Genomic DNA, 12,905 nt, shown 5'->3' on the forward strand with positions numbered 1-12,905 from the left:
TCCTGCTGATCAACCTATTGCTTATCGGGAGTACGATGCTGTTCGTGCATTTCTGCATGCGCTATTTCTACCCTCCGGAGATGCATCATCCGGCTCGTCCGCCCCGCCCGTTGAACGAGACGGTGGGGTTCTTTCTCGTCAACGCCGTTATCTACTCCTTGGTAGCCGGCCTTAGCGTGGCGATCAAGATGACGGACGGATGGTACCGGGTGGCGGCTATCCAGCGGGAACTGGAGAAGGAGCGTGCCGAGGCGGAATTGCAGAACTTGAAAAGCCAGCTTAACCCGCATTTCCTGTTTAATACGTTGAATAATATCTATAGCTTGATAGCGTTCAGCCCGGAGAAGGCGCAGGAGGCGGTGCACGATTTGAGCCGCTTGCTTCGCTATGTCTTGTATGAGAGTAGCCAGCCTTTTGTCCCTTTGGAGAAGGATTTCGACTTCCTTCGTAATTATGTGGAGTTGATGCGTATACGCCTGCCCAAACATGTGGAGCTGAAAACGAATATCGTCGCTTCCTCTCCGGGAACCTTGATCGCTCCCCTGTTGTTTATCTCCTTGGTTGAGAACGCGTTTAAGCATGGGGTGAGCAATAATAAGCCGTCTTTCATCCATTTGGATATCCATCAGGAGGGGGCGGAGGTGGTTTGTACTATCGTGAATAGCTATTTCCCGAAAAGCCCGGATCAAGATAAAAGTGGTTCCGGTATCGGGCTGGTGAATCTGGAGAAACGCTTGGGGCTGCTCTATCCGGGGCATTTCTCGTTCCAATGCGGTCGGGAGGGGGATAACTATTCTTCTTATCTATCAATTACTATAAACGAGACTGAGATATGAGATTGACTTGCGCTATTATTGACGATGAACCTTTAGCGGTTAGCTTGCTGGAAAGCTACGTCTTGAAAACTCCGTTTCTGGATTTGCAGGGGACTTATAATAGTGCCTTGGACGCTCTTTCCGACTTACGGGATCGGCCGGTGGATCTGCTTTTTCTGGATATCCAGATGCCGGAGTTGAGCGGATTGGAGTTCTCCCGTATCTTGAACGCCGATACCCGTGTCATCTTTACGACGGCTTTCGATCAATATGCCGTGGATAGTTACCGGGTAAACGCGCTGGATTATTTGTTGAAGCCGATCAGCTATCCGGACTTCCTTGCCTCGGCGAATAAGGCGTTGCGATGGTATGAGTTGCTCCGTAAGCCGGTGTCTTCGGAAGAGAAGGAGGAATCCGCGTCAATCGCGGAGAGGGGCGGGATGGAGAGTATTTTCGTCAAGAGTGAGTATAAGCTGTTGCAAATAGAGCTGCGCAAGATATTATATATTGAAGGATTAAAGGATTACGTGAAGATATTCGTGGAGGATGAGCCTCGTCCGGTCCTTTCGTTGATGAGCATGAAGAGTTTGGAGGATATGTTACCTTCGGATCGCTTTGTGCGTGTTCATCGCTCTTTTATCGTCCAGCCGGAGAAGATCAAGGTGATCGAGCGGAACCGGATTGTCTTTGGAAAGGAGTATATCCCGATCTCCGACAATTATAAACAGCATTTCCTAGAGATGATAGAGCGTAGATCGATCCTGCCGAAATAACCGCTGGTTAGTTGAACAACTGGAGCAATAATTTCTCTATCGCTACGGTCATAGGACGTCCGTCGCAGGAATAGTTATTTACGAATAGGGCGATGGCGTATTGCTTATCGCCTTTGTTTATATATCCCGCGTATCCTTTTACCCGGCTCATGCTTCCGCTTTTAAGATGGGCTTTTCCTTGGAGGGATGAGCCTTTTAAGAAGTTCCTCACCGAGCCTTCTACCCCCGCTACGGGCAATGATTCGTAGAAGGCTGTGTGTTGTTGTGAACGGGTTCTCATATAAATCAATAAATCAGCCACAAAAGCTGTTGATAACTTGTTGGTAACCGCAAGGCCACTACCGTCGTACATCCAGACGCACGAGAGGTCGAGTCCTTTCCCTTGCCAATAGTCCCGAAGCACCTGGATGCCCCGGTTAAAAGAAGATATGACCTCTCCCTTACGGGGCGTATAGCGTAGGCCGATTGTCTTGATCAAGGCATCGGCGAATAAATTATGGCTGACATGGTTGGTCACTTCCACGATTTCCCGAAGCGTAGGGGAGTAAGTGGTAACAATCTCGGTCCGTTTCCCGGGTTGCCACCTACCGGCCTCCCGCAAGATACGGAAACAAGACGGTGATTCGCCGACCGTGATCCCTTCATGTTCCAATTGCCTAGTGAGATAATCCGCTAGGAAAAGAGCCGGGTCCGGGATATCCCCTTTGAGCGGATACCATTCCCGGTTAGCGGGGACAATTCCGTATAAATAACGGTCCGTGGCGAATGGCGCCCCTACGATAAAAGAACTATCCGAAGATACTTGCTGAGCCGTTAAGTAATTATGGAAATGGATGCCGGATAATTCCGGTTCGGTTCCTTTCAACTTCGGGCGGCTTCCGGGAGCCCCGGTTTGCAGTCCTAATTTATAGAGATTGTCGAATACGCAAAGTCCATAGCTTCCGGCGCCATAATAGCTGCCCATATCTTCGCCAACCCATTTAAAGGAAGTGCCTTCCGTGTCGAATATACTTTCATCAGCGATTACGGCACCTTGTATTTTATGGATACCCACCTTTTTCAAGGCGGAGATCCATTCCTGTAGGAACCGCTTATGATACGGGGCGAAATGCGCTGAGCCAAGGCTGGGATCTCCGCTTCCCTTGATGTATAGATTCCCTTTTAGCAAGCCCTTCTCGATGGAGCCATCGTATGCCAATGTCGTGGGAAAGCGATAATCCTCGCCCAGTATCTCCAAGGCGGTAGCGGTCGTAACCGTCTTCATGACCGAGGCTGGGGTCAGCTGCCGGAGGGTATCGTAAGCGAATACCGTCTCGCCATTGTGAACGTCTTTCACGATCAAGGAAAATGAGGCTCCTTCCATATAAGGCTTACGCAGGAATTGCTTGATAGGTTGTGGAACCTGTGCCCCTACTGAAAGGTATAAGCAAGAAATGAGGAAGAAAAAGGATATTTTACGTATCATGATGTTTATATATTCTACTTTATTCTATCTTTGTCGCAAGCAAAGATATGAAAATAATATGAATCCACTGTTTGACAAGCCTTTTACGTTTGACCGTGTAATACGCATAGTGTTCGGTATACTGGTCATCTCAGGGATTATCTATTTGATAGCCTTATTACGGAACGCATTGTTACCTTTCCTGATCGCTTGGTTGCTGGCTTACATGATGCAACCGTTCGTAAAGTTCTTCCAATATAAATTATGCTTTAAGAGCCGTATCTTATCGATTATGGCGGTATTGGTGACTTTAGGGCTGTTGATAACGTTGCTGATAGTCATGGTCGTTCCTTCCATCGCGGCTGAGGCGGATAAAACGCTAGAACTGATCCGCACACATGATCCCGGTGAAGGTCATGTCCCTTTGATTCCGCATTCATGGATGGAATATCTGGAAAGTAATGTGAACTTCGCTCAGATTATGGAGTTATTGAGTAAGGAGAATTTGTTGAAAGCGGTGAAGCAGATAGCACCCCAGTTATGGTCTATCTTATCGAACACCTTCTCGATCCTTTTCAGTATCACGATCGTGTTCGTGATCTTGCTTTATTTTATCTTCATCCTTTTGGACTATGAGAAGATCGCGAATGGTTGGATCGATTTGATACCGGAGCGTTACCGTCCGTTCCTGCAAGGTTTGGCTGAGGATGTGGAATACAGCATGAACCGTTATTTCCGAGGACAATCGCTGATCGCTCTCTCCGTCGGGATTCTCCTCGCGATCGGTTTTAAGATCATTAATTTCCCGTTGGCGGTCACGCTGGGCTTGTTTATCGGCGTGCTGAACTTAATTCCCTATATGCAGGCGATCGGTATCATCCCGATGATTCTATTGAGCTTATTGCGTTCGGCCGAGACAGGCGAGAACTTCTGGTTGATCTTTGGTTTGGCTATTTTAGTCTTGGGTATCGTACAATGTATACAGGATTTATATCTTACCCCCCGCATAATGGGTAAGGCTATGGGATTGAATCCCGCCATCATTTTACTCTCATTATCCATCTGGGGAACGATCTTAGGCTTTATCGGCTTAATAATAGCCCTCCCATTAACAACCTTATGCTTATCTTATTATAAACGATTTATCTTGCATGAATATAATGAGTTAGATTCCAGAAGCCTTGCTCATCAACCTAAACAAGAGGAAATAAATTCAGATTTAATCGCAAAAAAATAGCCATATCTATTGCGTATTAAAAAAATATCCCTACCTTTGCACCCGCATTACAGAAGTAACGCATAGGATGATTCGCTAGCTCAGCTGGTAGAGCACAACACTTTTAATGTTGGGGTCCTGGGTTCGAGCCCCAGGCGGATCACCAAGAAAGGGTATTCAGCAATGAAGACCCTTTTTTTATATCTCGTAAACTGCCGCTTATAGATATTGGTGTATTCATGCTGTTAAGATAAAGCTCTTGGGGGGAGGAGGAATTTGCTGCGGTTGTCCTGGAATATTTCCCATATATGTTTTTAGGACAAGAGTACTTTTGTTTTATCCCAACATGGTTCTAAGTTAATATGTAAATTTGCGAGCACAAAATAATGAATAACATGTCTGAAATTGCACCTCTTATTTCCGACTTGGCGGTTATATTGATTGCGGCGGGAATAATTACATTGATTTTTAAATGCTTGAAACAACCTGTCGTTTTGGGGTATATTGTCGCTGGCATTCTTGCCGGGCCCGCCGTACCTTATATACCAACGGTATCCGATCCTACCAATATAAAAATATGGGCAGATATAGGCGTCATCTTTCTTTTGTTTGCTATGGGATTAGAATTCTCTTTCAAGAAGTTGATGACCGTAGGAGGTACAGCTGTTATCGCCTCTATAACCATAGTCTCCGGAATGATGTTTCTAGGCTATACTGCAGGAAACGCGCTTGGCTTCTCGCATCTAAGCAGTATATTTTTAGGCGGTATGCTTTCTATGTCATCCACCGCTATCGTATTCAAGGCGTTCGATGACATGGGACTCAGAGGGCAAAAATTTACAGGAGTAGTATTAGGCGTCTTGGTGGTCGAAGATTTAGTGGCCGTAGTTTTGATGGTCTTGCTTTCAACCTTAGCAGTCAGCAAGCAAGTCGAAGGAATGGAAATGCTGGAAAGTATTCTAAAGTTAGGAGCGTTTCTTATATTTTGGTCATTACTCGGAATCTATCTGATTCCAAGTTTTCTTAAAAAGATTAAGCCATTTCTTAACGACGAAACCTTATTAATCATAGCATTAGGCTTCTGTTTAGGTATGGTTATGATTGCGGCTAAAGCGGGATTCTCCTCTGCGTTAGGAGCTTTTGTTATGGGATCGTTATTGGCTGAAACCATTGAGGCCGAGAAGATAGAAAAATTGGTAAAACCGGTAAAAGACCTGTTTGCGGCCATATTTTTTGTTTCTGTAGGCATGATGATACAACCGGATTTATTGATTGAATACCTTGTCCCAATCTGCATCTTAACCATATTGGTTATCATTGGGCAAATCTTTTTTGGGAGTCTTGGTGTCCTCTTGTCCGGACAGCCATTAAAGATAGCTCTACAATCAGGATTCTCTCTGACCCAAATAGGTGAATTTGCGTTTATTATCGCTTCATTGGGAGTTAGCTTAAAGGTAACAGACGATTATCTGTATCCTGTTATTGTCGCTGTATCAGTCGTTACAACATTTCTTACTCCTTATATGATTCGCATGGCGACCCCGGTCTATCAATTGATTGACAATTATTTGCCTTCATCTATAAAACTAATGTTGAACCGTTATTCTTCCGGATCCAACACGGTCAAACATAAAAGTACATGGAATAAGCTGTTGAAATCTATGTTACTAGATGTAATACTATATACAGTATTGACAATATTCAGTATTATCATATTTTTCACTTATGTAAATCCAATTATTCGCGAGAACATATTAGGCTTCAAAGGGGCTCTATTGAGCTTATCTATTATTTTGGCCATTATATTACCTTTTCTTTGGGCTATCATTATGAAGAAGAATCATTCTCCTGAATTCCTGAAATTATGGAATGATAGTAAATTCAACCGGGGACCATTGGTTTCTTTGATAGCGATAAAGCTGCTCCTTTGCGCAAGTATTCTAATGCCAGTCATAGTCCATATATTTAATGTAGCATCTGGTGTTGGATTTATTATCACCCTGTTGATATTGCTAATGATTATTTTATCCAAAAAACTGAAAAAGCGTTCTCTCTCGATCGAGAAAAGATTTATTGACAACTTCAACGGGAAAACAACGGACTCAAACATTGGAAGTCCTTTGACTGATAATATCTTGAAATCTTTGCCTTTCAATGATTTGCACTTGATGGATTTCGTTGTTGGCCAAGAATCCTCCATTGTCGGCCGGAGTTTGAAAGAGATCAACTTCCGTCAAAAATATGGAATAAATATCGTTTCCATCATTCGAGGTGAACGACAAATCAATATACCTAGAGGAGAGGAACGCCTTTATCCTTTTGATAAGATTATAATTGTTGGTACGGATGAGGAATTGGATCTTTTCCAGGAGATAATACAAAAACAGGACAAAGAATATAGAGATCAGTTGGCGCAAAGCTTTAATAATAATATCAAAATAGAGCAATTTAATATTGAACCAGACTCTCCGTTGATCGGGCGATCTATTCAACAGTCTGACATTCGGGATAAGAACGCTTGTCTGATCTTGGGTATTGAACGAGACGGAAAGTCAATGATGAATCCTCCATCCCAAACCGTATTCAAGGAAAACGACAACGTATGGGTTGCTGGAGAATATCGTCAAATTGTTCAATTGAGCGAAGGTTTAAGTTATAATTAAGTGTTTCAGCCAAAGTGTAAAATATATTTTTCATTAGGGAAGCCATCTCTTAAATTCTACATTTAAGACTTAGGGGATTAGGATATTAGGATATATTTGATAGCTTTGCGAAGAAATGGGGGGCGTGCCCCTTTCTCGAATAAATGATAACAATAAAAGTAAATGATAATGAATGAAAAAATGAATACTCCATTGGGTAGCGCTTTTCCCAAGGAACGGGTTCGTTATGCGATGCTTTCTTTCTTTTTAGCGCAAGGTCTTTGTTTCTCTAGTTGGGCTAGCCGTATTCCGGACGTGAAGGATATTTTTGAGGTGAATTACGCTTTCTATTGGGGCTTGGTCTTGTTCCTGATCCCGGTAGGTAAGTTTGTGGCGATCCCGTTAGCGGGTTATTTGGTGTCGAAGTTGGGAAGCCGTATTATGGCGCAGGCCAGTGTGTTGGGATATGCCTTGGCCTTATTCGCGATCGGTACGGCACATAATATTTATCTGCTGGGTGTCTATTTATTCTGTTTTGGGGTGTTCTGGAATCTTTGCGATATATCCTTGAATACGCAAGGGATTGGTATCGAGCGGCTCTATGGACGTACGATTATGGCCTCATTTCATGGAGGTTGGAGTCTGGCGGCTTGTTTAGGGGCTTTGATCGGGTTTATCATGATCGTATCCGGTGTTACTCCGTTCTGGCATTTTACGTTGATTGCTTTATTGATTGTGATGATCGTTTTGGTAAGCCGGAAGTATTTGCAGGAAGACGTAGCGGTTGAATCACCGGAGGAAGAGAAGGAAGCGGAGAAGAAAGAAGCTCCGGCATTGTTGAGCTTTATCCGTAAGCCGGAAATGCTGTTGATCCAGTTAGGTATCGTCGGACTGTTTGCCTTGGTGGTGGAAAGTGCGATGTTTGATTGGAGTGGACTTTACTTCGAATCGGTACTACAAGTTCCTAAATCCTTGCAGATCGGTTTCTTAGTGTTCATGGTGATGATGACGGTAGGCCGTTTTCTTACGAACTCCGCCTATAGTGTTTTAGGAAAGCAGAAGGTGTTGCAATTGGCGGGTTTCTTTATTTTTGCCGGTTTCTTTATCTCAGCCATGTTGGGCGGTATGTTCGAATCGATGATGGTAAAGGTGATCGTGAATTCCTTAGGCTTTATGTTGGTAGGCTTGGGTATCTCGTGTATGGTGCCTACTATTTATAGCTTAGTGGGCGCTAAATCGAGAACTCCGGTGGGAATTGCCTTGACGATCCTTTCCAGTATCAGCTTTATCGGCTCGTTGATCGCACCTTTGTTGATCGGAGCGATCTCGCAGGCTTTCAATATGAAATACGCTTATATCGTGGTCGGCTTGTTAGGGCTTTGTATCTTGCTAATGACTACATTCTGCAAAGCATTCAAGAATAATTAAAGATAGAGAATTGAGAATTGAAAATTAGGAGAGAGCGAATAATTTTCAATTCTCAATTTTCAACTACTCAGGCATTCGTTGTTCCGCTGTCTCTAAACATCGCAACACATCTTCCTTAGTGCCGTTGAATGGGCCTATTCCTTCGATTTTCAATGTTGTCATAGCTGCCGCGAAACGTCCGGCTTCTTCTATGCTTGCGCCTTTGGCACGTTTATAGAGATATCCTGTCATATAAGTATCACCCGCTCCGGTAGCGTTTACTACTTCTTTCGGTATGTAAGCGGGGATTTTATGGAAAGTGGAACCGTCGTAAATGATAGATCCCATGCTTCCGAAAGTCAGCAATACCTCTTTCACGCCCCAATCGTAGATAACTTTTCCTGCGTTCACGGCATCGGTATATCCGGTTAACACCTCCATCTCATGTTCGTTAGCCTTGAGGAAGTGCACGTATTTAAGTACTTCTTTTTTCTCTGGCCAATCCACGGCAAATACATCCTTGTCTCTTACTTCCCGTAGATACCCTTGCGAGTCAATCGATACTAAGCCTTTCCCCGCTAAATACTTTACCACTTCCAAAGAGAAATCATCGGCAAGCAAACTACCAAGGTGGAAGATTTTAGAGTTGATGTTCTCCAGATATTCCACGGTGAAAGGATCTGCTTTCGCCAATACACGTTGCGTACGGTTATCTTGGTTCTCTCCATAAATATTCTCGAAATAAACGGTGTGCTTACTTGGCATCACGGCAACGTCGATACCTTCAGCTCGTAGTTCCTCCACCGTTTTCATCTCAGATTCAGCCAAGGCTGTCACTAGAGTATAGTCGATATCATCGAAATGTTTTATCGCATGCGAGAAATAAAAGGAGGTTCCTCCCGGCATATGGACGGTGTTCTTAGGTGTTACTACCTTATCCAAGGTGATGTGTCCTACGCAGCAAAGTTCGTGTGTATTCATTTTTTACTCAGTTTATTATAAAGCGACAAATTTATGAAAAAAGCTTTCAAATACATAGATTACTCTCTTTTTTGACCAATAAAAGCATGAAAGAGGCGTTTTGCCCTTGTGACTTTAGTTGCATCGGCATCAAGCTATAGTTTTAAGCTTATGGAACTAAAGTTACTTCATAGGTGAACAAAAGTTTCATTATTATAAGACTTGAAGGAATAAGGAATATTTGTTGATTGCTTGATAATTATATTATATATGTACGCTCGTACATATATAATATATGATAAAAGGGTAAATTCTATTGAAAATATAGTATATGCTATTGATCGTATGAAGATAGGTTTATAAAACGACTAGTTTAAACGATCGATTTTTCTAGTCATTTGCAAAGGTACGCGTTTCTTCGACACTTGCAACCCTTCAAGGTTAAAAAAATCACCCCTTATCCGCTTTCTTATCAATCAAATAGGCTATCCATCACGAAACAACCGATTCCATAAACAAACCTTCTCCTTTATCCCTTGAAAAACGCAAGATTTAGACGATCGTTTAGACTAGTCGTTTTGTACCCATTTAGGTGGGATGCATATATAAAGAGCTTTTAATTAACACTAGTATTAATATTAATTTTAGAATTATGAACAAAAAGTTTTCTACTCTTGTAGCGGGCTTGGCTTTATGTACTGCCTTTACCGCTAATGCGAAGGTTGAAAATGGCAAAGTTTACCAATTGACCAATGAGGATGGTAAATATTTGTCTGTCACAGAGTCTTATACAAAGACTGATAGTTTGATCTTGGCTGATGCTCCTACTGCGGATATCAAGAACACTGATTATCAAAAATCCTTATGGAAAGTAACTTATCGTTTTGTCTCTTTGGCGAATACTTGGGCGTACACATTGACGAATAGCGCTACAGGCAGAGTGTTGACATTGGATAAGCAAGCTGAGTGGAACTTCAAAAATGAGGGTGCGTTTATCGCTCCGGAGAATGTGACTGCCGTTACTTTATCTGCTCAGTTGGATAATAAGACAGTTGTTTCTATCATCGCTAAAGATGATGTGGAAGCTGAAAGAACAGATATTGTTACTTTGGAAAAGGGAACGGCTGTATCTGCATCTGCGATTAACTTTACAGTAGCAGCTCCAGCAAAGATAAACATGACTGCTGACTTGTTAAATAATAAGTATGGTTCTCCTTTCGCTTTGACTTTCGACAAAAATCTGGATGGAAATCCTTTGGCAGGCAAAGAGTTGTTCGCTACAGACATTGACGGTTTAGATGGTTATGTTACTTTGCAGGATAGAACTACCGGTAAGTATTTAGTTGTGGACTCTACTTCTTGGTCTTCTAATTTGTCTTCTGAGAAATTCTGGAAACTTACTGTAGACGCACAACCTAAAGATGAGGCTGCTGCTGCTGATAAGGCTACCGGTGTAACAGCTGGTACGATCCTAGAGAATGGTCGTGCGAAAGAGTTGTATGCTTTCAAGGTAGTTTTAGATCCTTCCGATAATAGCAAGATGATCCTTTATCCGTATGCTACTCCTGTATATAAAGGCGCAAATGATACGGAGAAGAAGTCAAAAATGTGTTATGACATGGAGGTTACCGCTAATGGTGAGATGATCGCTTTTGGTAACTTCGCAGGTACAGAGAAATTGACAATCTGGACTAAGGATGCTGCTAAATGTACTTTCGCTGAGGTTAAGCTTCCGACTACATTGGATCCAGAGTATACTTACTTTGTTAAGGATATGAACAATGCGAAGTCTGATGAGGATCATTCCGCAAATAAGAACAAAGGAAAATACTATGTATTCTCTTTCTGTGAGAACGGTACAGTTCATGCTGGTGCTGTAACAGAAGTTCCTACTGCTTTATGGTATTTGACTGAGACTAATAATTTGGCTAATATGTGGAATACTAATAGTACTAGAGGTGGTGCTATTATCCGCGTAATAGATGATGCGAAGGCTATTTATTCTTTTGGAACAGATACAGTTCAATTGGTAAAAGGCCCGAAAGTGGAGGATGCTCAAGAGTTAGCTTATAAGAAAGTTTCTAAAGAAGATTTGGTTAATGGTGCATTGTCATTCCGTTTGAAATCTGATTTATTGGAGAACTTGTATGTAACTGTTAAAGATGGCAAATTGTATGTAGCTGCCGGTGAGTTGGCTTCTGCTTATAGATTTAAGGTAGAAGAGGTTGAATTAGATGAGGCAAATTCAACTGTAGCTGAGTCAAATGGAGTGAAAGTTTACAAGTATAATGTAACAGATCGTTTAGGTAAGGCTACTTTATGCTCTAAAAATGAAAATGGAACTGATTATTATTTAATGGGTGAGCCTGATGTAGAGAATAGTGTTTATCCTGTTACATTATCTTTCTTATCTACTGGTGTAGAGAATGAATATAAGTTGGTTTCTTATTCTGAATATACTGAAGAATATGGTTATTATGGTTCTGCAATCTCTGCTTTAGCTGGATCTGGAATGCTATATACAGCTAGCTGGTGCAACACTGAGAATACTACATTCGAGTTCGCAAAGAAGGATGCTCCTACATATGCTACTTTGAATATCGGTCACGTACAGATCACTTCTTATACAGAGGATGATAACAAGATGATCGCTAGCCAGAAAGATGGTTTCGCTGTATTGAAGGCAGAAGGACAGTCTATCTTGAAGAGCGATGTATATACGCATGATTCTTTGACTTTGTGGTTGGATACTGCTTGCTTGACTTTCGAAGAGACTATGCCTTTGTATTATCTTTCTACTAATGCATTTGCGGAAGAAGGTGTGAAAACTAGAAACTATTTGATGAATACATTGGATTCTGCAGAGGTTAAGGGTTATGCTTATGAGGCTGCTGGCGCTGAGGCTGTTCGTGCTGCATTTATCGCTGGTTCTGTATGCGGTATAGATTCTATCGCAATCAAGGGTGATACAATCAATGCGATGAACTTGAATCCGGCTGCTGTCGCATTTGAGGTCGCTGCTGAGTATAGCGATGAGGCTTACAAGATCCTTTCTGTTCAAGAATATTTGAATCCGGCTTATGATGAGGAAGCCGCTGAAGAGCAAGGTGAAGAGTATGATGTAGAGAAATATTTACCTCGTAATGCTTATTTGGCTCATTTGAACAATGTTGTTTATTGGACAACTGATCCTGAGCAAGCAGAAGTATTCAAGGTAATGACAACTAGCACTCCTACATCTAATGACAAGATCGCTGCTGAGTCTGCTATCTCTGTTATCGCTAACGATGGTACTGTAACAATCCAAGGTGCCGCTGGCAAGTCTGTTGTTATCTCTAACATCTTAGGTAAGGTGGTTGCTGAGACAGTTCTTTCATCTGATAACGCTACAATCGCTGTACCGGCAGGTATCGTAGCTGTAGCTGTAGAGGGTGAGGCTGCTGTTAAGGTGGTTGTTAAATAATTATTTTATTCGAAATGATACAGTAGAGGCGGGCACGTCCCGTCTCTATCTAAATATATTTAATTAAATAATTTCCACACAGCAAAGTATCCCGTGATGGGGGAACGTGTGGTTAATACTAAAGTAAAAAAGTTCTTCCGATAGTATTTCCGTGAGGAAGGAAACCGGATAAAAAATTGCTCCCG

The 12,905-nt window shown here is 42.3% G+C and carries 8 protein-coding genes and 1 tRNA gene; 7 read left to right on the forward strand and 2 right to left on the reverse strand.

What is annotated here, in order from left to right; genetic code table 11:
• Together QVP94_RS12665 and QVP94_RS12670 are read left to right on the forward strand one after the other, a co-directional pair.
• The coding region (locus tag QVP94_RS12665) for a sensor histidine kinase (protein WP_288213274.1) at window positions 1–836 on the forward strand (836 nt) is incomplete at its 5' end.
• Window positions 833–1,588, forward strand: a complete 756-nt coding sequence (locus QVP94_RS12670) for a LytR/AlgR family response regulator transcription factor (protein WP_009275296.1) — start codon at window positions 833–835, stop codon at window positions 1,586–1,588. The genes QVP94_RS12665 and QVP94_RS12670, both read left to right, overlap by 4 nt.
• A gap of 7 nt (window positions 1,589–1,595) precedes the next feature.
• Here QVP94_RS12670 and dacB read toward each other — a convergent pair whose 3' ends face one another.
• On the reverse strand, window positions 1,596–3,053 hold the full coding sequence (gene dacB / locus QVP94_RS12675) for a D-alanyl-D-alanine carboxypeptidase/D-alanyl-D-alanine endopeptidase (protein ID WP_011967287.1): 1,458 nt from the start codon (window positions 3,051–3,053) through the stop codon (window positions 1,596–1,598).
• A gap of 58 nt (window positions 3,054–3,111) precedes the next feature.
• Between dacB and QVP94_RS12680 the strand changes: the two genes are divergently transcribed.
• The 4 genes from QVP94_RS12680 (at window position 3,112) to QVP94_RS12695 (ending at window position 8,318) form a co-directional block, all read left to right on the forward strand.
• The gene (locus QVP94_RS12680) at window positions 3,112–4,269 is read left to right on the forward strand and encodes an AI-2E family transporter (protein ID WP_009275298.1); all 1,158 of its coding nucleotides are present in this window, start codon (window positions 3,112–3,114) and stop codon (window positions 4,267–4,269) included.
• 69 nt (window positions 4,270–4,338) lie between these two features.
• Window positions 4,339–4,414, forward strand: a tRNA-Lys gene (locus QVP94_RS12685).
• A 229-nt stretch (window positions 4,415–4,643) separates the two neighbouring features.
• Window positions 4,644–6,911: a monovalent cation:proton antiporter family protein gene (locus QVP94_RS12690; protein WP_005859782.1), complete on the forward strand. Its 2,268-nt coding sequence runs from the start codon at window positions 4,644–4,646 to the stop codon at window positions 6,909–6,911.
• 168 nt (window positions 6,912–7,079) lie between these two features.
• Complete coding sequence (locus QVP94_RS12695; RefSeq protein WP_022192762.1) at window positions 7,080–8,318, forward strand: MFS transporter; 1,239 nt, start codon at window positions 7,080–7,082, stop codon at window positions 8,316–8,318.
• 63 nt (window positions 8,319–8,381) lie between these two features.
• Here the strand turns inward: QVP94_RS12695 and QVP94_RS12700 are convergent, their stop codons facing one another.
• Window positions 8,382–9,278 (reverse strand): PfkB family carbohydrate kinase, encoded by an 897-nt coding sequence (locus QVP94_RS12700; protein WP_005859778.1) that lies wholly within the window; start codon window positions 9,276–9,278, stop codon window positions 8,382–8,384.
• 631 nt (window positions 9,279–9,909) lie between these two features.
• On the opposite strand from QVP94_RS12700, the gene QVP94_RS12705 reads away from it, so the two are divergent.
• Window positions 9,910–12,720 (forward strand): DUF6383 domain-containing protein, encoded by a 2,811-nt coding sequence (locus QVP94_RS12705; protein ID WP_022192763.1) that lies wholly within the window; start codon window positions 9,910–9,912, stop codon window positions 12,718–12,720.
• Window positions 12,721–12,905 lie beyond the last annotated feature (185 nt).

It is taken from the genome of Parabacteroides sp. CAG:2, assembly GCF_000436315.1.
Classification (GTDB): domain Bacteria; phylum Bacteroidota; class Bacteroidia; order Bacteroidales; family Tannerellaceae; genus Parabacteroides; species Parabacteroides distasonis.

Excerpts from the sequence above, each read along its gene's own strand:
- QVP94_RS12670 (WP_009275296.1), top strand. The coding sequence starts at position 833 with ATGAGATTGACTTGCGCTATTATTGACGATGAACCTTTAGCGGTTAGC.
- dacB (WP_011967287.1), bottom strand. The coding sequence starts at position 3,053 with ATGATACGTAAAATATCCTTTTTCTTCCTCATTTCTTGCTTATACCTT.
- QVP94_RS12680 (WP_009275298.1), top strand. The coding sequence starts at position 3,112 with ATGAATCCACTGTTTGACAAGCCTTTTACGTTTGACCGTGTAATACGC.
- QVP94_RS12690 (WP_005859782.1), top strand. The coding sequence starts at position 4,644 with ATGTCTGAAATTGCACCTCTTATTTCCGACTTGGCGGTTATATTGATT.
- QVP94_RS12695 (WP_022192762.1), top strand. The coding sequence starts at position 7,080 with ATGAATGAAAAAATGAATACTCCATTGGGTAGCGCTTTTCCCAAGGAA.
- QVP94_RS12700 (WP_005859778.1), bottom strand. The coding sequence starts at position 9,278 with ATGAATACACACGAACTTTGCTGCGTAGGACACATCACCTTGGATAAG.
- QVP94_RS12705 (WP_022192763.1), top strand. The coding sequence starts at position 9,910 with ATGAACAAAAAGTTTTCTACTCTTGTAGCGGGCTTGGCTTTATGTACT.